16 protein-coding genes are annotated in these 20,564 nt (G+C 60.6%); 5 read left to right on the forward strand and 11 right to left on the reverse strand.

The features are described 5' to 3' along the window. Positions 1-22: 22 nt before the first annotated feature. The 5 genes from G8764_RS15490 to G8764_RS15510 all read right to left on the reverse strand — a co-directional run bounded on the left by G8764_RS15490 (position 23) and on the right by G8764_RS15510 (position 9,976). The gene (locus G8764_RS15490; protein ID WP_166165578.1) at positions 23-6,073 is read right to left on the reverse strand and encodes an Hpt domain-containing protein; all 6,051 of its coding nucleotides are present in this window, start codon (positions 6,071-6,073) and stop codon (positions 23-25) included. Positions 6,074-6,190: 117 nt separating this feature from the next. Further along, positions 6,191-8,383 carry a methyl-accepting chemotaxis protein gene (locus G8764_RS15495; protein ID WP_166165579.1) on the reverse strand — a complete coding sequence of 731 codons (2,193 nt, stop codon included), beginning with the start codon at positions 8,381-8,383 and terminating at the stop codon, positions 6,191-6,193. A gap of 114 nt (positions 8,384-8,497) precedes the next feature. Further along, complete coding sequence (locus tag G8764_RS15500) at positions 8,498-9,088, reverse strand: chemotaxis protein CheW (RefSeq protein ID WP_166165580.1); 591 nt, start codon at positions 9,086-9,088, stop codon at positions 8,498-8,500. A gap of 13 nt (positions 9,089-9,101) precedes the next feature. Next, positions 9,102-9,464 (reverse strand): twitching motility response regulator PilH, encoded by a 363-nt coding sequence (pilH, locus tag G8764_RS15505; RefSeq protein ID WP_166165581.1) that lies wholly within the window; start codon positions 9,462-9,464, stop codon positions 9,102-9,104. 101 nt (positions 9,465-9,565) lie between these two features. After that, a complete protein-coding gene (locus G8764_RS15510) occupies positions 9,566-9,976 on the reverse strand; it encodes a response regulator (protein ID WP_166165582.1) in 411 nt (136 codons plus the stop codon). Positions 9,977-10,231: 255 nt separating this feature from the next. On the opposite strand from G8764_RS15510, the gene gshB reads away from it, so the two are divergent. Genes gshB through ruvX form a run of 4 tightly spaced genes read left to right on the forward strand, consistent with a single transcriptional unit; the run spans position 10,232 to position 13,220 of the window. After that, positions 10,232-11,182, forward strand: coding sequence for a glutathione synthase (gene gshB / locus G8764_RS15515; RefSeq protein ID WP_166165583.1), 951 nt, complete (start codon positions 10,232-10,234; stop codon positions 11,180-11,182). A 39-nt stretch (positions 11,183-11,221) separates the two neighbouring features. Next, positions 11,222-12,127 carry an energy transducer TonB gene (locus tag G8764_RS15520; RefSeq protein ID WP_166165584.1) on the forward strand — a complete coding sequence of 302 codons (906 nt, stop codon included), beginning with the start codon at positions 11,222-11,224 and terminating at the stop codon, positions 12,125-12,127. Between the two features lie 50 nt (positions 12,128-12,177). Beyond that, positions 12,178-12,756 carry a YqgE/AlgH family protein gene (locus G8764_RS15525; protein WP_166165585.1) on the forward strand — a complete coding sequence of 193 codons (579 nt, stop codon included), beginning with the start codon at positions 12,178-12,180 and terminating at the stop codon, positions 12,754-12,756. Positions 12,757-12,782: 26 nt separating this feature from the next. Then, positions 12,783-13,220, forward strand: a complete 438-nt coding sequence (ruvX, locus tag G8764_RS15530; protein WP_166165586.1) for a Holliday junction resolvase RuvX — start codon at positions 12,783-12,785, stop codon at positions 13,218-13,220. Positions 13,221-13,322: 102 nt separating this feature from the next. Here ruvX and G8764_RS15535 read toward each other — a convergent pair whose 3' ends face one another. From G8764_RS15535 to yrfG, 6 genes are all read right to left on the reverse strand, one after another. Then, a complete protein-coding gene (locus tag G8764_RS15535; RefSeq protein ID WP_341806403.1) occupies positions 13,323-15,002 on the reverse strand; it encodes a phosphoenolpyruvate carboxykinase in 1,680 nt (559 codons plus the stop codon). Positions 15,003-15,076: 74 nt separating this feature from the next. Continuing rightward, a complete protein-coding gene (gene hslO, locus G8764_RS15540) occupies positions 15,077-15,961 on the reverse strand; it encodes an Hsp33 family molecular chaperone HslO (RefSeq protein ID WP_166165588.1) in 885 nt (294 codons plus the stop codon). A gap of 226 nt (positions 15,962-16,187) precedes the next feature. Beyond that, positions 16,188-16,631 (reverse strand): DUF4124 domain-containing protein, encoded by a 444-nt coding sequence (locus tag G8764_RS15545; protein ID WP_166165589.1) that lies wholly within the window; start codon positions 16,629-16,631, stop codon positions 16,188-16,190. A gap of 26 nt (positions 16,632-16,657) precedes the next feature. Then, the gene (locus G8764_RS15550) at positions 16,658-18,280 is read right to left on the reverse strand and encodes a S1C family serine protease (protein ID WP_243748836.1); all 1,623 of its coding nucleotides are present in this window, start codon (positions 18,278-18,280) and stop codon (positions 16,658-16,660) included. A 67-nt stretch (positions 18,281-18,347) separates the two neighbouring features. Beyond that, positions 18,348-18,740, reverse strand: a complete 393-nt coding sequence (locus tag G8764_RS15555) for an RNA-binding S4 domain-containing protein (RefSeq protein ID WP_166165590.1) — start codon at positions 18,738-18,740, stop codon at positions 18,348-18,350. Beyond that, positions 18,740-19,405 carry a GMP/IMP nucleotidase gene (gene yrfG, locus G8764_RS15560; RefSeq protein ID WP_166165745.1) on the reverse strand — a complete coding sequence of 222 codons (666 nt, stop codon included), beginning with the start codon at positions 19,403-19,405 and terminating at the stop codon, positions 18,740-18,742. The genes G8764_RS15555 and yrfG overlap by 1 nt, the downstream gene beginning before the upstream one ends. Positions 19,406-19,616: 211 nt before the next feature. Here yrfG and cysQ point away from each other — a divergent pair, with 211 nt between their 5' ends. After that, the gene (gene cysQ, locus G8764_RS15565) at positions 19,617-20,486 is read left to right on the forward strand and encodes a 3'(2'),5'-bisphosphate nucleotidase CysQ (RefSeq protein ID WP_166165591.1); all 870 of its coding nucleotides are present in this window, start codon (positions 19,617-19,619) and stop codon (positions 20,484-20,486) included. The last annotated feature ends 78 nt before the right edge of the window (positions 20,487-20,564 follow it).

Below are 20,564 nucleotides of genomic sequence, written 5' to 3' on the forward strand. Positions count from 1 at the left end.
TTGCGTCGCTCTGTCTCTGTGATTAAGGGTGGCTGCTCGCCGACGTGCCGCTGCCGGCGCCGGTGAGCTGCTGGATATTGTGCAACAGCAGCTCTTCCTGATAGGGCTTGCCCATATACTTGTTTACCCCCAGGGTAAACGCCCGCTGGCGGTGTTTCTCGCCGGTGCGGGAGGTAATCATAATAATCGGGATATTTTTCAGGCGGCTGCTGGAGCGCATGTTTTTCGCCACCTCAAAGCCATCCATGCGCGGCATCTCGATATCCAGCAACATTATGTCAGGAATATGATCCTGCAGCTGCATCAGGGCATCGGCACCGTCCTTGGCGGTGATCACCTCGTAGCCCTCGCGCTCCAGGAAGCGACCGGTGACCTTGCGCACCGTCACCGAGTCGTCCACCACCATGACGGTTTTGACTTCAGTGTCGACTTTTTCCGGCACGGCATCCAGCAGCATGGGCTCGGGCCCGTGCACCAGCGCCGCCTGCTGGCGAATCAGCGCGTGCGGATCGAGGATCACCACTACGCTGCCATCGCCCATCACCGTCGCCCCGGACACGCCCAGCACCCCGGCAAACTGGGGCCCCAGGCTCTTGACCACGATCTCGCGACTGCCCATCAACATGTCGACCTGGATGGCGACCGCAAACTGCGCGGTCCTGACCAGTACCACTGGCAGGGGCATGGACTGCAGCTCCAGTTTGGGACGGGCATCGCTGTTGAGCAGATTGCCCAGGTAGCGCATCTGGTACTGCTCACCGGCGTACTCGAACACCGCTGTTTCATCCCGGTAATAATGTTCCAGTTCAAACGGGCTGACCCGCACGATTCCCTCGATGGTATTGAGCGGAATGGCGTAGCGATCGTCGCCGATACGCACCATCAGGGCGCGATTGACGGAAACAGTAAACGGCAGCCGAATCGCAAACTCGGTGCCCTCGCCCCAGCGCGAGTGGATCGTCATGGAGCCACCCAGCTGCTTGATTTCCGCGTGCACCACGTCCATGCCGACCCCGCGCCCGGATATCTGGGTTACCGCTTCCACGGTGCTGAAACCGGCCTGCAGGATAAACTGCATCATATCGTTGTCGCTGAGGGCGGACTCAGCCGCCAGCAACCCGTTCTCGATGGCTTTGGCCCGGACTTTCTCCAGGTCGATACCGCGGCCGTCGTCCACCAGCCGCAGCAGCACATCGCTGCCCTCCCGGCTCAGGCTCAGGCGCACAGTGCCGGTTTCCGCCTTGCCTCGCTGCAAGCGCTCCGCCGGCGACTCGATGCCGTGGTCGATGGCGTTGCGCAACATGTGCTCCAGCGGCGCCAACATGCGCTCCAGCACCGTGCGGTCCATTTCCCCCTCGGCGTTGTCAATCTCCAGATTGACGTTCTTGTACAATTCCCCCGACACCTGCCGCACAATGCGCCGCAGGCGCGGCACCATGCGCGCAAAGGGCACCATGCGCGAGCGCATCAGGCCTTCCTGCAGATCGGTGTTGATGCGCGACTGCTGCAGCAGCAGGGTTTCGGTGTCGCGGGTTTTATCCGCCAGGGTATTCTTCAGGTCCATCAGGTCGGAGGCGGACTCGATCAGGGAGCGGGACAGCTGTTGCAACTGTGAATAGCGATCCATTTCCAGCGGGTCAAAATCTTCCGCCTCCGCCAACTGCTCCTGGCGGAACAGAATTTGTGCTTCAGTTTCGATATCCAGGCGCCGCAGCTGTTCCTGCAGGCGACTGATGGTGGCCGCCATCTCCTCAATGGCATAGCCCTGTTCGCTCATTTGCTCTTCCATGCGGCCGCGACTGATGGACGTCTCGCCCGCCAGGTTGACCAGCTCTTCCAGCAATTCCGCCGACACCTTGACCACTTCCTGGGGGGCAAAACGACGGCTCGGCTGGAGCCGGGCGCCACCACCGGTGGGCACAAAATCACCCTGGCCGGGCAAGCCTGACGGCGCCCGGTCGCCGCTGCGCACCAGCGGGATAAGGTCCTTCGGGGTGAACGGCAAAATCTCTGCCTCTGCCGGCGGGGCACTATCAGACGACGAGGGCGACGGCGACGCTGGCGCCGTTTGCTCGCTCACCGCGCCGCTGGCTTGCGGCTGCGGCGCACCCTGCTCCGACTCCGACGGCCGCTCGAGTTGTCCGTGCACTTGTTCCAGGCCTTTCAGCAGTTGGTCCAGGTAGCTGTTTAAACGGCTGAAAAACTCGCCATTGATAGCGCCGGACTGGACGCTGCCGATGATGTCGGTTTCAAAATCGTGGGCGATATCACCGAGGCTGGTCAGGCCGGCCAACCGCGCGCCGCCCTTATAAGTGTGCAGGGCCCGCTTCAGCGCTTCGCCACTTTCGCCGTGCTGCCAGTCCTGGCTCCATTCATGTACAGCCTGCTCGATGTCCTCCATCAATTCATGGGCTTCTTCGAGGAAGATTTCCACGATTTCCGCGTCCAGTTCGGCCTCGCGCGCCAGCTCACTGCCGCTGTCCACTGGGTCCACAGTGTCCGCAACAGGCGCAGCTTTCCATGGGCTCGAGTCCGGCTGTTCGACTGGCGCCTGCCCGGCCGCTTGCCAGGCAGGGGCTTCATCACTGGCAAATTCTTCCGCGCCGGATTCACCCTGGGCGAGTTCGTCCAGCCCAGCCGCTTCCTGTAAAAGTTCCTCCCAGCCCTGTTGTTCCAGCACAGGTTCATCGAGAGGTGCAGTCACTGGCGCTGGGCCCGAATCGGCGTCAGTCGCGTGGTGCAATTCGTCGCCCGCCGGCTCCGCGTCGCTATCGCGGGCATCCTCGTGCCCGAGCAGGCGCGCTTGCAGCTGCGCCAGGGAGAGCAACAGCTGTACTTCCAGCGGGCGCTGGTTCTGGCCCGCCGCCACCGCATCCACCATATCCAGCAGTCGCTCGTGGGCCTGCAGTAACAGCTCAAAATCAGCCTGCTCCAGGCCGCATAAATTATCCCCGGCCGCATCGTAGGCTCCGGCCAACTGCAAGCTGAGCTCCGCCATGTCCGGCAGGTTCGCCAGGCGGGCGCCGTTGGCGAGGGCCTGCAACTCGGTCAGCAGCGCCGGCAACTGGCCGGCCTGCAGCGGTTCCTGCTGCCAGCCTTTGAGCAGGTCGTCGGCATCGATCAACAGGTCCATCTCTTCGGCCATAAAGATCGACAGCAGACGCGGATCCACCGCCTTGACCCGGGTTGCCTCGGGTCGGTGGGCAAATGGGCTGATAAAGAGATCGCGCAACTCGGCCACTCGGGCCTGGAACTGTTCCAGCTTGTCGATGGTGGCAGGACTGCCGTTGCGCAACTGCTCCAGCGCCTTGCGGATGTATGCCACCGCGTCTTTAAACAGCTGCAGGATGTCATCGTCGATATCGAGCTGGTAGGCGCGCAGATCCTTGGTAAAGCGTTCCAGCGGCGTCGCCAGTGCCGCCACGTCGTAAATGTCGGCCATGTGGGCACTGCCCTTGAGGGTGTGCAGGGCGCGCTGCATGGCATCGCTGGGCGGGGTATAGAGCGGTGCTGCCTGCTCCATGGAGTCAATAAACTCGCTCACCGTCTGCAGGTGGGTATCGGCCTCGGCGGCAAAAATTTCCCAGAGTACGGCGTTGGAATCCTCGTCGTCGTCCCAGTCAGCGCCAGCCGGTACTTGGGTGGCGCCTGCGATCGGCGAGGGTTCCACGGGCAGCGCCTCGGCGCCAGCTTGCTCGCTGTCGGTAGCGGGCTCTGTCGCAGGCGGCTCCGTTGGTGCGTTGAACCCTGCACTCGCCACTGCACCAGTATCACTGGGGCTGGAGTAAGGCTCCGGCACCTGGCCGCTGGCAAAGGCCTCTGCCGCCATTGCCAGGTAATCCAGGCGCTGGCGATCCGGGTAATCCTGGCCCTGCTCAAAGGCAGTCACCAGCGCCGGCAGTAATCCCCGCACGTCCTCCACCAGTTGCACTTGCAGCAACTGGGCCTCGTGCCCGCCATCCAGCAGGCGATTCAGCATATTTTCCAGCGCCCAGGCGAGCTCTCCGATCTGCTTGGCGCCCACCATACGGCCGCTGCCCTTGAGCGTGTGGAATGCGCGTCGCACCTCCTCCAGCGCCGGCCGGTCGAGCAGGTCCTGGCGCCAGCGGGGCAGGAACTCATCGATAGTGGCCATCACGTCGCCGGCTTCCTCGACGAAAATTTCCACGATCTCGGCGTCATACTCGAGCTCGTCGGTGTCCGCCCCAACCTGCTCCGCTGCGGTAGCAGGTGCCGCTGGCGCTGGTTCCGGCTCTGGCTCGCTAACCACAGTGCTGTTGTCAGCAGGCAAGCCACTGCCGGCGACAGTGGCAGCAACATCGCGCTGCTCTGACCCTGGCATCGGCACCACAGGCCCGGCGCCAGCCTTGTTCGCGTCCGCCACCGGCGTGCTCACAGCAGGCTTGAACACAGGCAGTTCACCCGCCGGGGCCAGTGCGGTAATACTGTGCTCGGCCGGCGTCAACAGCCAATCCTCTTCCTCCTGGGCGCCGTCACTGTAGCGCTTGAGGTAGTATTCGACACCCGCCACCGCATCGGCCAGAGCATCGAGTTCACGCCACTGGGGCACTTCGCCCCGCTGCAGCAAATTGTGATCGATATAGTGGCGGCAGGCCTGCAGTATTTGCGCGGGTCGCGACAGTGGAATCATCGAGAGGCCACCGCTAATGCTGTTCAACAGCGCCGGCACAGGCTCCAGTTTCGAGCGGTCCCACTGCGCTGCGATGTAGCCAATGACCACGGTTTTAACTTCTTCAAGCCCCTTGATAGCCTCCTCAATCACGGCGCGCTGGGCAGCGCCAAATTGCACCCGGTCTGGCTGGCGCCCGCCAACCGCGCCCGAGTCGACCGCAGCCAGAGCCGCCAAATGGTGCTCCAGCGCGACTACTTGTTCGGCAATGGTGGCCAGCGCGGCGTGGTCGATCACGCCGCCGCTGACAACGGTTTGCAGCTGGTCGATTTGCTGCAACATATTCGCCCGCAAGTCTGCGACGCCCAGTACCGACAGGGTATCGGCAACGCGGGTCATGATCGCCAGGGCCCGCTCGGGAGCGCTTTGATCAATGCCGACAGCACAGTCGCTCAGCGCTTCCTTGATGTCGACCAGCTCTTCGTTCAGGGCCGCCACTACGGTGCGCATAGTGTCTGTGTCAGGACCGGAAAGGGTGATGGTGGGCAGTGCCAACGCCAGTTGATCAAGCCCGTAGTGACGCCGCAAGCGATCGCTGCGGGGGTTCGCAACCGGGCTGTCTGCCAGCACGAACAGTAACTTTTTGATTAGATCGTCGGGGCTATAGTTGCCCAGCTCCTCGACCCCGGAAGTTGCAAGCAGCTGCATCTCCCGATCCAGCACCCGCAACAGCTCGCGCACGGAGTCGTTTAACTCCACCTGGCCGTCCTCCAGCCCCTCGACAATGGCCAGCGCCAGATCCCACATTGGATTGCGCGGGCTGCCCGCGGTCAAGTTGCAGAGCCGGGTCACGGCTTTCTTTAAATAGGGAAGATTCTCTTCGACATCCACCTGGCGCATGACCGAAGCCGCGGCGTAGCGATACATCTTGCGAATCTTGGCCACTAGGGCCTTGAACTGGGCATCGTTGGCCTGGGCCGCATGCGGTTCGCCCCGAATGATTCTGGCGGGGCTCAAGTCGGGATCAAAAAACTGGCTGGCCGGCAGTGGCGGCGCACCGCGTCCCGCCCGCACCGCGTTCATTAACGGCAACAGGGTCGCCGGGGCGTCTCGACGGGCCGCCTTGACCCGCTCAAGATAGGCAGGCAACTGCAGGAACGCCCGCATCAATAATTCTTGCGCGGCGGCAACATCGCTGACTTTGTTTGCGATCAGGGCCCGCAGCATGGCTTCGATTTCTTCCGCCAGCAGCGCCGCACCGTAAAACTCGATCATCTGCAGGCTGCCACTGACCTGGTGGATATTTTCCAGACAGATGTGCAACTGGCTATCTTCCCCGCTCTCGCGGGCGTGGGCCTCCAGTGCCTGGCGAGCTTTTTTCAAGGTCTCGCTGATTTCACCGACCACCCAGTCCAGGCCGGCAAAATTATGGTTCGTTGCCATGCTCAGGCATCCCCTCAATCATTTCCACTGCGCGCATCAACACTCGGCGCCGGTGCGCTGCACTCCCAGCCAGCCGGCCCATCAGGGACCGGTTCCGGTGCCAGCAGCTGCCAGCGCTCAAGCGTTCGATTTTCTGGCTTTGTCCAATTCCGCAAAGTCCAGTTCAAAGGCCTCATCGGAGGTCAGGTCAGCGTCCTTTACTGCCGTTTTCTGGATGCGGGTAATTTCCCCAGGCAGGGAGAAGCTCGCCTCTTCCGGGGTAAAATTATCCCCTGACGCGCTACCTTTGACGCCGTCTTCGGGCAACTTGAAGCCGGCCACAGACTGGCGCAGATCCAGTGCCATTTCCGCCAGGTTACCGATAGATTCGGCAGTGGCGGAGGTACCAGAGGAGGTTTGCGAGGTGATTTCCTGAATCACGTTCATGGTGTTGGAAATATGGCCGGCGGACGATGCCTGCTGACGGGCGGCGTTGGAGATGCTCTGGATCAACTCGGCGAGGTTGGCCGACACCCCTTCGATCTCCTCCAGCGCCACACCCGCATCCTCCGCCAGGCGGGCACCGCGAACTACTTCTGCGGTGGTCTGTTCCATCGAGGTAACCGCCTCGTTGGTGTCGTTTTGAATGGTTTTCACCAGCGCTTCGATCTGCTTGGTCGCCGCCGCCGAGCGCTCTGCCAAGCGCTGCACTTCATCGGCAACCACCGCGAAGCCGCGGCCCGCGTCACCGGCCATAGACGCCTGGATAGCGGCGTTGAGGGCGAGGATGTTGGTCTGGTCGGCAATGTCGTTGATCAGCGAGACGATGTCGCCAATTTCCTGGGAAGATTCCCCCAGTCGCTTGATACGCTTGGAGGTGTCCTGGATCTGTTCGCGAATGGTGTCCATGCCATTGATAGTGTTTTGCACCACCGCCGAACCCTTGTTGGCGATGGATACCGAACGCTCGGCAACCGCTGCCGACTCGGCTGCGTTGGCGGAAACCTGGTCGATGGTGACCGCCATTTCGTTTACCGCCGCCGACGCACCGGCAATTTCCTGGGCCTGGTGCTCGGAGGCCTCGGCCAAATGTATGGCAGTCTGCTGGGTGCTCTGGGCCGCCGCAGAAACGTTCTCCGCGGTCTCGTTGATACGCGAGACCAGCACCCGCAGCTGGTCGATGGTGTAGTTGACCGAGTCGGCAATGGCGCCGGTAAAATCCTCGGTGACCGTGGCGGCCGTGGTCAGGTCGCCGTCGGCCAGGTCAGCCAATTCGTCCAGCAGGCGCAAAATGGCCGCCTGGTTGCGCTCGTTGGTCTGGGCGGTTTCTTTCAAACGACGGTTGGTGCCACTGTACATCTGGTAGGCGAGCAGTAACAGGCACAGCAGTACCAGGCCACCGAGTACCAGCGAAGTGAGGTTATTGGGCTGGCGCTGACTGGCCTGGGCGAGAATGCCCTCCGACAACTGGTTCAAGGCCTCCAGCAGCACCGGGCCATCATCGAGCAGGGCGTCAGCCGACTGGCGCGCGTTAAACAGGGCCGGCGAGGCCTCGAAGATCTCCTTGATGGACGAGTTGACGAAGGCAAACAGTTCGGTGATTTCGTTCAGGCTCGCCACCGCATCGGGGTCGGTCACGCGGGAAATGTTCATGGACGTGTCGCCCGCTTTCATACCCGCCAGCACCTTGCCGAACAGATTGGCATCGAGGTTAAACTGGTCTGCGGCATTGCCGGCATCGCTGCCGCCGGCCAGCATCTTGTCGACGTTACGACCAATGCGCTCGGCGCGCCAGGACTGCATCTGGGCTACCGCCACCTGGTCGGCCGGGGCTTTGTTCTCCAGCAAGCTTTCAACAATGTAATTGTGCTCGGCCTGCAGCTCCGGCAGCGACTTGTTTAATTTCTCGGCCACATCGTTGAGGAACAGGATGGTGTCCTTGTTGGTAATAATGGTCTCGGCGTTGTCCTTGACCCGGCGCCAGACCTTGTCATAGTTGCTGATCTCTGCCGCCAGTGCGGCGCGAGTGACGGCATCACCGGACTGCACCTGGCTCCAGGACCTGGCCATATTGTCGAGCACGCTGCGCAACTCGGTAAACGCCTGCTCGTTGCCAGAAGTAGATTCCCGCGACAGCGAAGTAACCCGGTAGGACAGCGCCCGCAATTCAGCAGTAACCCCCAGGTATTGCTGATCCCTGGCAGCATCCCGCTGCACCAGGATAACACTCACCACCGTGGCAATCAGTGCCAGGAACAGGGCCACCACCAACACCGTCATGGTGCGATTGGCTCCGACCGCAGAGACTGGACTATTGGACTCATTTTTCATTTTTTGCTCCTGACAACGTTGCGAGTTCAGCCCTTGGCGGGCGTTGCTCTTTCAGTATCCTTGACCCGGACTGGCGACCAGAAGCCGCTCTCAATACCGGTTGTACCCGACCGCTTAATTGCCGGCGGCGTTTAAAAAATTGTGGTCTTGCGCCAGGCGGGCTGGGCTGAACACCAGCCACTCCACGTCCTGGTGACGATAGCAGCCATCGACATAGGGCTCGGCCCGCGCCGGGCTATTTGCAGCAGTCCCGAAACTGTCCACGGGAAAGTGCTGCATGCCAAATACCTTCTCCACCAGCAGCCCGGTATAGAGATCGTGATCTTCCAGAATCAGGATGCGCTGCTGCTTGCGCGGGCTGTGCAGGCGATCACCGAGATACACCGCCAGGTCGCACACCGGCAACAGTCGACCGCGCACATTGGCCACCCCCTTGACCCAACTCTGCACCCCCGGCAGACGGGTGTAGGGCGGCACCTCCAGCATTTCACTGACTTCGCCCAGCGGTGCCACAAAGCGCCGCCCCAGCAATTCGAAACCGATGCCACTCCAGTGCGGTGTGATATCCACCTGGGCCGGCAACCCGCGAGCGTGGCGGCGGCACTGCACGGCCAGGTTCAACAGCGCCTGGAAACCGGCCTGGCCGCCTGCGCTATTAGTTGCGTTAGCAGTCGCGTTATCGCCTGCGCTAATCTCTTCCGACATGGTCGCTCTCACCTCAGGCCATTACTTCGGCCAGCACATCCATCAGGTTTTTTTCCAGTATAGGCTTGGTGAGATAGGCTCGGGCGCCCTGGCGCAGGCCCCAAACCCGATCGGTTTGCTGATCCTTGGTGGTGACGATAATCACCGGAATGGCACTGGTCTCGGGGGATTTGGTGAGCTGGCGCGTGGCCTGAAAGCCGTTCAGCCCGGGCATTACAATGTCCATCAACACCAGGTCCGGCAGCTCCTTGCGGGCCACCCGGACTCCGATTTCACCGGTATCCGCGGTGATGACCGTGTGCCCATGCTTTTCCAGAATGGAGGTCAACTTATAGGTTTCAGTGGGTGAATCGTCGACGATGAGTACTTTTGCCATACTGTACCTTACTTACCACAGGTTATATTGATGTTTGTGCAGGTGCCGCTGCCGGTCAGCCGTATCGGCTTGACGCGGCACCCGGCCGCAACCGGCAAGCCTTAACCGGAGGCATCGGTTATCTTTTCCGGATCCTTGATGTGTGCCTGGATAGCGCCCAGCAACTCGTTTTTACTGAAGGGTTTGGTCAGGTACTGATCGGAGCCGACAATGCGGCCCTTGGCCTTGTCGAACAGGCCATCCTTGCTGGACAACATAATCACCGGTGTCGATTTAAACTCACTGTTGTTTTTGATCAGCGCACAGGTCTGATAGCCATCCAGGCGCGGCATCATAATATCCACAAAGATGATGTCGGGTCGGGTATCGGCTATTTTTGCCAATGCGTCGAAGCCATCTGTGGCGGTGATAACCGTGCAACCCACTTTGTTGAGCAGGGTTTCAGCGGTACGGCGGATGGTTTTGCTGTCATCGATCACCATCACCTTCAAGCTTTCGAGATTCATTTCCATAAACTTGGACCTTCTTAAATTATCTCTGCCGCGTGCAAATTAGCCGCGACTGGCTGATTGCAGCAATAACTTCACAAAACTTGTACAACAGACAACTATAAACCACTTGGCGCGCCGGCGCCGGCATTTTTATTCCCCGCCCCAGCGCCCGTTACTTGCTGCTTCACAACCGTTGACAAGCTTGAAAGGGTTGCTTTAGAGCGCCTCAAATCGTACCTTAACGGCCCACCAGCCAACGCCAAACGGATCTTTCCCATGCCCATCAAACTCGGGGTCGTCATGGACCCTATCGATCGAATCAACTATGCCAAGGACACCAGCCTGGGCCTGTTGCTCGCTGCCCAGGCTCGCAATTGCTCGCTGTTTTATATGGAGCAGGCCGACCTCTATCTCGACAATGGCAACGCCCGCGCCCTCACCCGACAGCTGCAGGTATTTGCCGACCCGCAACACTGGTTCGAACTGGGCGAGCAACAGGATATCGCGCTCAAGGAGCTGGATGTGGTGCTGATGCGCAAGGATCCACCCTTTGACAATGAGTATATATATAGCACTTATATTCTGGAGGCGGCACAGAAAGACGGCTGTTTAGTGATAAATGATCCACAAAGTTTGCGCGACTGCAATGAAAAGGTCTTCGCCACCCAGTTTCCCCAGTGCTGCCCACCGGTGCTGGTGAGCCGCAATCTCAAGCAATTACGGGCCTTTCACAAGCAGCATAGCGATGTCATTTTCAAGCCCCTGGACGGTATGGGGGGCGCCAGCATTTTTCGCTGTAAAAGCGACGACCCCAATGTCGGGGTCATCCTCGAGACCCTGACCAACCACGGTCGCCAGCTGACCATGGCGCAGCGCTATATCCCCGAAATACTGCAGGGCGACAAGCGCATTCTGGTGATCGACGGCAAAGCGGTGCCGTTTGCCCTGGCGCGAGTGCCAGCGGTGGGCGAAACCCGCGGCAACCTGGCGGCCGGCGGTGCCGGTGTGGCGCAGCCATTAAGTGAGCGCGACCAGTGGATAGTTGACCAGGTGGCGCCTACACTGGTAAGCAAGGGCTTGATTTTCGTGGGCCTGGATGTCATCGGTGACTATCTGACCGAGATAAATGTCACCAGCCCCACCTGCGCCCGCGAAATCGACAAGGCCTACAATACTGACATCGGTGGTCGCCTGATGAACGCGATCGAGAAACGCTTGCAAGCCTAGGTCTGTAGCCAGGCTCAGGTCTCTATAAATAAAGGCTCAATGACGGCAATACATCCTGTAGCACTCGAGGCCGAGCCGGTGGATACCGGCGACCGCCTCAGCTTTACCGTGTTCCTGGCGGTGGCTCTGCACGCGCTGCTGATTCTTGGCATCACCTTTAGCGCCGACTTTACCCGGCCGCCACCCCCCACCCTGGAAATCACCCTCGCCAGCCACAGGTCCGATAGCGCGCCGCAGCAAGCCGACTACCTGGCGGAATTTAACCAGCTGGCCAGTGGTACCGAAACCCAGGCCCGGCAGTTGACCAGCGACCAGCTGGCTCCCATCGACGACACCCTGATTCAGCCCAACAACCCACTGCCCCAGCAGCGCGCTGTTACGGTGACCCCCAGCGAGAGCCTGGTACCGGTGGTCACTCGCTCCGAGAGCAAATTCCAGGCAAGGGTAGAAACTGCTGTGGAAGAGGAACTGCAGCAGCCGCAGGAGGGCATGGATGAGCAGGACACCCCGCTGAGCACGGAGATTGCGAGTTTGCGCGCCAGGCTGGACAAGCAGCGCCGGGCCATTGCCAAGAAACCGCGCCTGCGGCGCATCACCTCGGTGGCCACCCGGGCGTCAACCGACGCCGCCTACCTGAACCAGTGGACCAGCAAGGTGGAGTATATCGGCAACCGCAATTTCCCCCAGCAGGCGATCCAGCAACAGATCTTCGGCAAATTGCGCCTGGCCACCACCCTGCGCTCCAACGGCAGCGTGCAATCGGTGGAAATCCTGCAATCTTCCGGGCATCCGATCCTCGATGAAGCGGCGTTGCAAATCGTCCACCTTGCCTCACCTTTTCCGCCATTTCCGCTGGAATTGCGCAAGGATATCGACCAGTTGGAGATTATTCGCACCTGGCACTTTGAGTTGAGCGGGCTGTCAACCAGCAGCAGCGCCAACTAAAGCCGGAAAAAACGCTTGTTTTCCGTCGGCAGCGGCCCAATACTGCTTGTATGAACGCTTCCACTGATAAACAATCCTGCCAGTTGGGCAGCCTCCGCAATCAGTTCCTGATTGCCATGCCGGCGCTCAGCAATTCAATTTTTTCCCACACCATCACCTACATCTGTGAGCACAATGACGATGGCGCAATGGGCCTGGTTATCAACCAGCCACTGAATGTCTCGCTGGCGGAAATATTCGCACAGATGGGCTTCAAAGGCAGCACTGCCGCCGCCCCGGTCCTGTCCGGTGGGCCAGTGCAACCGGAGCGCGGCTTTGTCCTGCACAGCCCCGACAGCCAGTGGAATTCCAGTATGGCCATTGCCGAGGACGTGATGCTGACCGGCTCCCGGGATATCATTGACGCCATCGCTACAGATAAGGGGCCGGAGAAATTCCTGATTATGCTCGGTTATGCCGGCTGGGGTAGTGGCCAGTTGGAAAACGAAATTGCCAACAACGCCTGGCTCACCGCGCCCGCCGACAGCCGCATTATTTTTGACACGCCCATCGAACAGCGCTGGAGCTCGGTGGCGCAAAACCTTGGTATCGACCTCAACCTGATTTCCACTACCGCCGGCCACGCCTGAGCCGGCCACCACCGCTTTACCATCTTATGCCCTCTCCCGTCCTCGCTTTTGACTACGGCCTGCGCAATATCGGCGTCGCCTGCAGCCAGCCTGAAACCGGTTTGGCCTCAGAGCTGGCGCCGCTCAAGGCCCGGGATGGAGTCCCGGACTGGGAGCAGATAGCGCGGCTGCTGGCGCAGTGGCAAGCGCGCCAGGTGGTGGTGGGATTACCACTCAATATGGATGGTAGCGAGAGTGAGTTGAGCGCCAGGGCGCGGAAATTCGGCAAACGCCTGCACGGTCGCTTCGGGGTTGAGGTGCAGATGATGGACGAGCGCTTGAGCAGCTATGCCGCCAAGGATGAAGCCGGTGAACGCGGCCAGCGCGGCAACTACAGCAAGCAGCCCATCGACTCCATTGCCGCGCGCCTGATTCTCGAAAGCTGGCTGACCCAGCAACAGCAACAAAACCAGCAATCGCCCTAAAGCGGCTGGGCATACAACCGGCAGGCATAAAAAAAGCCGCCTCCTGACGGGGCGGCTTTTTTGCGACCGCCACGCAATCTGGCGGCGGCGTTATTGGTCAGGTCAGGCTTGCGGGCCCGCTGCCTCAACTTCGGCACTGACGTTAAACTTCTTGATGTTTTGCGCAAACAAACCGGCCAACTTCGCCGCTGCTTTATCGTAGGCCGCCTGGTCCGCCCAGGCCTTGCGTGGGTTGAGGTACTTGCTGTCAACACCGGCCACGGCCACCGGCACCTGCAGGTTCATCGCCTCGAGAGTCTCGGTGGCGACATTTTGCAGGGAGCCGTCCTGGCAGGCGGCGACTACCGCGCGGGTAACCGGAATCGGGAAGCGCGAACCCTCGCCGTTGGCTCCGCCGGAGCCGCCAGTCCAGCCGGTGTTCACCAGGTAGACATTGGCGTCAAAATCCTCGATTCGCTTCATCAGCAACTCGGCGTACTCCCGCGCCGGACGCGGCATAAAGGGCGCACCAAAGCAGGTTGAGAAAGCGGGCTGAATGCCGGCAGCAGCACCCATTTCAGTGGAACCCACGCGCGCGGTATAGCCGGACAGGAAGTGGTAGGCGGCCGCCTCCTTGGAGAGAATGGCCACCGGCGGCAACACACCGGAGACGTCACAGGTCAGGAAGATGACGTTCTTCGGCTCGCCGGCACGGTTCTCTTCCACGCGCATCTCGACGTGCTCCAGTGGATAGGAGCAGCGACCGTTTTCGCTCAGGGAAGTATCGCAGTAGTCGGGCACCCGCTGCTCGTTGTGGACAACATTTTCCACAATGGCACCAAAGCGGATGGCATCCCAGATAACCGGCTCGTTCTTTTGCGACAGGTCGATGGTCTTGGCGTAGCAGCCACCTTCCATATTAAAGACGGCACCCTTGGCCCAACCGTGCTCGTCGTCGCCGATCAGGTAGCGCTCCGGGTCGGCTGAGAGGGTAGTTTTACCGGTGCCGGACAAACCGAAGAACAGGCAGGTATCGCCGTCCTTGCCGACGTTGGCAGAGCAGTGCATGGGCATCACATCTTTCTCAGGCAGCAGAAAATTCTGCACGGAGAACATGGATTTTTTCATTTCACCGGCGTATTTCATACCCGCCAGCAGTACCTTGCGCTGGGCAAAGTTGATAATGACCACCGCGTCAGAATTGGTACCATCGCGCTCGGGCTCGCAGACAAAATTGGCGGCGTGCAGTATTTTCCACTCTTCCTTGCCCTGCGGGTTGTAGTTTTCCGTGCGGATAAACATATTGCGCGCGAACAGGTTGTGCCACGCAGTCTCGGTGGTCACTTTGACCGGCAGGTAATGATCCGGGTCTTCAGCAACGTGCAACTGGGAGACGAAATTGTTGGTCTGTGCCAGATACTCTTGTACCCGGCTCCACAGCAGGTCAAATTTGTCGGCCGGGAAAGGGCGGTTGACCGTGCCCCAGTCGATATGTTCTGCGGTGGAGGGCTCTTCCACGATAAAGCGGTCCGCCGGGGAGCGACCGGTGCGAGCGCCGGTATCACAGGCCAGGGCGCCGGTGTGGGTCAATTGACCCTCGCGGCGCAATAGCGCTTGTTCAACCAGCTCGGCGGAGGTAAGGTTAGTGAATACGGCCTGGGCCGTGTTTTCAATCTTTGTCATGCGTTTGTAGTCCTGTTTGCTTGTGGGCTTGGCCTCTCCCCTAACGGGGAAACTGTTCCTAAACACGCCGTGGGGCAACTTCAGTCTCATTATTATTTGCAATTGGGTACTTATGCCCATTCGCTATTTTAAATTGGGCGCACATTATGCCAGACAATAACGCCGGAATCGATCCCGGGCTGGCGATTTTTTATTCAATGCAATTCCCGCTCACCGGGGCCGAATAACTGGTCCAGGTCAGCGGCGCCAAAAGCGTAGCTGCGGTTGCAAAACTGGCAGTCGATATTGATCATATCCTGCTCCACCAGCAGTGCCTCCACTTCCGCCCGCCCCAGCGATACCAGTGCGTTAGCCGAGCGCTCCCGGGAACAGCTGCAGGCAAAATGCACTGCCGCCGGCTCGAACAAACGCACCTCTTGCTCGTGAAACAGGCGGTGCAGCAACTGCCCGTGCGGCAGGCTCAAAAGCTCCTCCTGCTTGACGGTGTCCGCCAGCACCGTCGCCGTCTCCCAGAGCTGCTGGTTAGCTTCGACGCTGGCCACCTGCCGGGGCAGCGCCTGCAGCATCATGCCGGTACAGGTGGTGCCATCGCTGGCCAGCCAAAAACGGGTCGGCAGCTGCTCCGAGCGGGCGAAGTACTGTTCGAGACAGGCCGCCAATGAGCCACCATCCAGGGGCACGATACCCTGGTAGCGCTCCCCCTTGTCCGGTTCAATAATGATGGCCAGTACACTGCTGCCCAGCAGCGCCTGCATATCCAGCGCCGCCAGGGCCGCGTCATCGGCGTCCGGATCGAGCCGGGCAATGGCGCGCACCGCCCGGTGGTGGCTGCACTCGGCCATAACCAGAGTCAGGGGACCGTCGCCGCGCGCCTGCAGGGTGAGAATGCCGTCAAATTTCAAGGTACCCGACAGCAGGGTGACCGCTGCCAGGAACTCACCCAGCAGGGATTTGACCCGCTCCGGCAGGTGGCTGTTGTGCTGCAACACCTCGCCATAACTGTCTTGTAAAGTGGATATTTCGCCGCGAAGGTCGGCTTTATCGAAGATAAAACGGTGAATAAGGTCACTACTGGGCATGGGTTACCGGGCTGAGTCTGGGAGTTGGGACAGGGGAAAAACGCGGATTTTAACACGGCTGGGACGAAAAACGCGGATCCCGGCGACTTTTTGGTCACGCTGCTTGCTATGACAGCAACGGTGCCCGGGTTTGTCCGGCTGTGCGCACAGCTATTGTCGGAAATGTCCAGGGTTGGGGCTATACAAGCCGGATGATAAACAGAGGCGCCGGACAAGGGCCTGCGGCCTACAAGTCACAGTGGCTCGCTATCCAGGCCGCCGCGGCCGCGGCCTTTTGCTCGCGCTCGGCTTCGCTGATGGTGTAGGTACTGCCGTCTTCCCGGGTAAAGTAAACCGGCCCCTGCAAGATCAGCAGCTGCTGTCGCGCCTCAGTGCACTGCTGCGCACGCTCTAGCTGGTCGCGCTGCCGCTGCTGCGCCTGCTGGCGTTGCAGTTTTTGCTCCGCCGCCGTGGCCGGCTGGAACAACTTGCCCAGTTTTTCCCGCTCGGCAGAGCTCTCGTCGATATTGCTGACTTTGACCTCCCGGGCCTCCACTTTGGTCTTCCGGTCGGGCGGTTTGCGATCGCTAAAATGCACCCGCCCCTGCTCGTCCCGCCACTGGTAAACCTCCGCCACCAGTGGCGCTGCCGGCAAGCACAGCAATCCCGCCAGTAGCAGCTGCCGACTCACAAGCCTCACTCCACTTATGGCCCGACTCACAACCCGCTACCTGCCGAGCCGCCACTGGGCTCACAGACGTGACTGCCGGGCACCCGATAGCGCTCCAGCACCACCGCCTCGCTGGCCACCGCGTCGGCGTGGTCGATGACCATCTGGTAACCGCGAGCATCGCGGAAGGCGGTGAATTCCCGGGGTTCGCTCGTCACCCACTGGCAAAACTGGTTAAAGTCGGCGATTGGCACATCGTTAACGCTTTCTATGAGCCAGTTTTTCCAGTCGTGGTAGCCCAGGTTGACGTCTGCGGCCAACACCTTCAGGGCCACCACCAACTGCCGCCGCTGCTCGGTGGAACGCTGGTTGCGGGCCTCGAGAAAATCCACCGGCGCCTTGCGGTGCCAGTCCCTGCCCCAGCGTTTGATCAGGTTCATATTCAGTGGCACAAACACCACCCCGCCGTAAATCAGGTACTGGGGCTGTTGCTCAAACTGTTCCGGCACCACCAGGCTGTAGTGCCGGGGTGGCCGGTCCACCGTCAGATCAATGGTCAGGCGCTGGCCGGCCCGCACCAGTCGCAGCTCGACCCGGTCGCCGTGGTGGTATTGGTCGAGCGCGTATTTGTAATTGGTGCGCAAGTTGCGGGTAAACTCGATGCTGCTGTCATCGGCAATGGCGAAGCCGTCGATGGCCAGAATCACATCGCCGGGCAGCAGCTTGCCGTCAGCGGCGCTGCCGTCAAATACATCTACCACCAGCATCCCGCCGGACTGGTTTTCCACCCCGTAGAGGCGGCGCATGGCGGGGCTGTCCAGGTCCTGGGTGCGAAAGCCGAGGCGGGGAAAGCCATCGTGGACCCCATCCTCGGCGTCCTTGAGCACGTGACGAATAACGCTGGGGGGAACGAAATAGCCAAGGTTCTCGGCACTGCCACTGGTATTGGCCTGCATCACCACGCCGACAATGCGATTGTCGACTATGACCGGGCCGCCACTGTTGCCGGGGTTGATGGCAGCGTCAATCTGGCCCGCCAGCAGGTAGCCGCTGCCGTGGGCGTAGTACTGGTGCTCCACCCGCGACAGCACCCCCCGGGTAATGCTGAGAGTGGTGCCGCCGAACGGATAGCCGAACACCGATACCTCCTGCAGCGGTGCCGGCAATTTGCCGATGGCGAGCGGCCGCAAACCATCAAAAAACGATGCCTCTTCCACCTCCAGGATGGCCAGGTCTGCCTCGTGGGAGACAAAGGCGACCCGCGCCAGGTACTTCTTCGGATCGCCGTGTTTCTGGGCCTGAATATAGGTGGCATCGGCGACCACATGGGCGTTGGTGAGGATGCGCTTGCCGCTGATTACCGCCCCGGATCCACTGCCCTGGCTGGCGTTCAGCAGCCGCCAGGGGGTGAAATAATCCGGCGGTGTGGAGGTGGTGTGAATTTTTACCACCGCGTCCTTGAGCTGTTCGACCCCGCTGACGACCGCAGCCCGAGCCAACCCGCTTGCCAGCAGGCCGCAAGCCAGCAGCGCCATGGCCATGGGGACCCTGGTTCGCCAAATGACTGAACGGGTCAAAGTTGCACGCCGGACAAGCGCCGCCAGCAGGGCAGGACGCGGCATCCCAGCCCGCCCCAGTGCCATCACCATAGCCCGTGGGCTGGTCGCCATAATTACTCCTGCTATTTTCATGTTTATCCGGCCTATCAATGCCAGCGGCGCCAACTACATATTACAACTAGCGCTGGTCGCTATCTTCACGCAGGAACCGATGAATCTGGCGCCGCTGTTTTTTACTGGGTCGGCTACTGGCCTGGGGTCCACTGCCGCTAAGCGCCTTGCGCTGCTGCGCCGCGGCTTCGCGCTTGGTGCGACTTTGCTCGGTTTCCCGGTACAGCGCCGCCGCTTCCGGAGCTCCCCGGCGCTGTTCCGACAGGGCGATGACCTGCACAGTTTTCTCGTCCCAACCCTGGCGCACCGTCAGCTCCACACCGACTGGTATCTCCTTGCTGGGCTTGATGCGCTGCCCGTCACAGTGCACCTTGCCCCCGTCAATGGCCTGTTTCGCCAGGCTGCGGGTCTTGAAGAATCGCGCCGCCCACAGCCACTTGTCGACCCGCACCCGCTCCATCAGCCAACCTCCGCATGGGGCATTATTTCATCAAAATGGTGGATGGCTGGATAGGCGTCTATCTGCCGATGGGCGCTTTGGCTGTCCGGCTGGTGCAGACAGAGTAAATGACGGATACCGAATTCACGGGCGGAATCAAGGATCCGCACCGTATCGTCGATAAACAGGGTGCGGGCGGGGTCAAACGCCTCGCGCAGCTGCAACTGCTGCCAAAACTCCTGCGCCTCCTTGGGCTGCTGGAATTCGTGGGAGGAGATCACCATGTGTAACCAGCGGTCGATGGCTGTCACTTCCAGCTTCAAATCAAGGCTTTGGGGGTGGGCGTTGGTGATCAGTACCAGGCGCTTGTCCCGCGCCCGCAGGGCTTGCAAAAACTCCACTGCAAACGGGCGAACGCTGATTTTGTCCTTTACCTCTTCTTTCAGGGCGCGGATATCCAGCCCCAGCGACGCGGACCAAAACTCCAGGCAATACCAGTTCAGGGTACCCTCATGGGCACGAATATGAGCTTCCAGCCTGGCCCTGGCAGTGGCCTCGTCGACCCCGTAAGTCTCGGCGTAGCGCTTGGGCAGGTGGGTCAGCCAAAAGTAGTTGTCGAAATGCAAATCCAGCAGCGTGCCGTCCATATCCAGCAGGACGGTATCGATAGCGTTCCAGTCAATCATGCCTGCCAACTGTTAGGGACTCCTGCATATTGCATAACTTAAGACACATTTTTATAGGTCTAACACTTAATCGACCCATAAATTTACCTTTTAACCACCAAAGCCAAGCATTCTGCAGCTGGCACTACAGTAAGTAGATCTGGCTGCGGGTGCTTGAGCAGCCCCGCTGCCCAGCTTGTATACTGACTTTATTTTAACGGGAGCAGAGGTGATGGGCGAGACTTTACTGGAAGCCGGGACACTGGACCAGCACTTGCTGGACCAACTGCTGGCCCTGTGCCGCGAGGCTGGCGACGCCATAATGGCAGTCTACCAGCGCGGGCCGGACATCGCGGTGACGAACAAGGCCGACAACTCGCCAGTTACCGCCGCCGACCGCGCCGCCCACGCAATTCTGGACCCCGGCCTCAGGAATCTGTTGCCCGGCGTACCGGTGCTGTCCGAAGAGGGCCAGATTCCGCCTTTCGATATCCGCCGCCACTGGCAGCGCTACTGGCTGGTAGACCCTCTCGACGGCACCAAAGAGTTTATCCAGCGCAATGGCGAGTTTACCGTCAACGTTGCCCTGGTTGAGCGGGGGAGAGCGGTGCTGGGCGTGGTGCACCTGCCGCTAACCAGCGTAAGCTACAGCGGCCTCGTCCAGTGCGGCGCGCGCAAATATGAAAACGGCAGCAGCCGCGCCATCCGGGTCCGCACCATCGCCGCCCGCCAGCAGCAACAGCTGCCCATCGAGGTAATTGCCAGCCGCCGTCACGGCGTCGAAGCCATTGCTGCCCTGCTAGAGCGGCTGGCGGCCAGGGCCGGTGACGTGGTGACCCGCAATATGGGCAGCTCGCTCAAATTCTGCCTGATCGCTGAAGGTGCTGCCGATTTCTATCCGCGCCTGGCGCCCACCAGCGAATGGGATACCGCGGCCGCCCAGGCAGTGGTGGAGGCTGCCGGCGGTGCCGTGCTGGATGTACAACTACAGCCCTTGCGCTACAACCAGAAAGACAGCCTGCTGAACCCGTTCTTCTACGTTATCGGTGATTCGAACTTCAACTGGGTCAGTATTCTGGGAAATTCTGGCGCAGCTCGCTAAACGGCGCCAATAAAGAGACAATTCGCGCCAATTTGCCACAGACCCCATGCTTTTCCGCACAAACCGGTTTACTCTCGA

It is taken from the genome of Pseudomaricurvus alcaniphilus (assembly GCF_011440395.1).
Classification (GTDB): domain Bacteria; phylum Pseudomonadota; class Gammaproteobacteria; order Pseudomonadales; family Cellvibrionaceae; genus Pseudomaricurvus; species Pseudomaricurvus alcaniphilus.

Bases quoted from the DNA above. Each gene is read 5' to 3' on its own strand.
- G8764_RS15490 (WP_166165578.1), bottom strand. From the start codon at position 6,073: ATGGCAACGAACCATAATTTTGCCGGCCTGGACTGGGTGGTCGGTGAA.
- G8764_RS15495 (WP_166165579.1), bottom strand. From the start codon at position 8,383: ATGAAAAATGAGTCCAATAGTCCAGTCTCTGCGGTCGGAGCCAATCGC.
- G8764_RS15500 (WP_166165580.1), bottom strand. From the start codon at position 9,088: ATGTCGGAAGAGATTAGCGCAGGCGATAACGCGACTGCTAACGCAACT.
- pilH (WP_166165581.1), bottom strand. From the start codon at position 9,464: ATGGCAAAAGTACTCATCGTCGACGATTCACCCACTGAAACCTATAAG.
- G8764_RS15510 (WP_166165582.1), bottom strand. From the start codon at position 9,976: ATGGAAATGAATCTCGAAAGCTTGAAGGTGATGGTGATCGATGACAGC.
- gshB (WP_166165583.1), top strand. From the start codon at position 10,232: ATGCCCATCAAACTCGGGGTCGTCATGGACCCTATCGATCGAATCAAC.
- G8764_RS15520 (WP_166165584.1), top strand. From the start codon at position 11,222: ATGACGGCAATACATCCTGTAGCACTCGAGGCCGAGCCGGTGGATACC.
- G8764_RS15525 (WP_166165585.1), top strand. From the start codon at position 12,178: ATGAACGCTTCCACTGATAAACAATCCTGCCAGTTGGGCAGCCTCCGC.
- ruvX (WP_166165586.1), top strand. From the start codon at position 12,783: ATGCCCTCTCCCGTCCTCGCTTTTGACTACGGCCTGCGCAATATCGGC.
- G8764_RS15535 (WP_341806403.1), bottom strand. From the start codon at position 15,002: ATGGGCATAAGTACCCAATTGCAAATAATAATGAGACTGAAGTTGCCC.
- hslO (WP_166165588.1), bottom strand. From the start codon at position 15,961: ATGCCCAGTAGTGACCTTATTCACCGTTTTATCTTCGATAAAGCCGAC.
- G8764_RS15550 (WP_243748836.1), bottom strand. From the start codon at position 18,280: ATGGCGACCAGCCCACGGGCTATGGTGATGGCACTGGGGCGGGCTGGG.
- G8764_RS15555 (WP_166165590.1), bottom strand. From the start codon at position 18,740: ATGGAGCGGGTGCGGGTCGACAAGTGGCTGTGGGCGGCGCGATTCTTC.
- yrfG (WP_166165745.1), bottom strand. From the start codon at position 19,405: ATGATTGACTGGAACGCTATCGATACCGTCCTGCTGGATATGGACGGC.
- cysQ (WP_166165591.1), top strand. From the start codon at position 19,617: ATGGGCGAGACTTTACTGGAAGCCGGGACACTGGACCAGCACTTGCTG.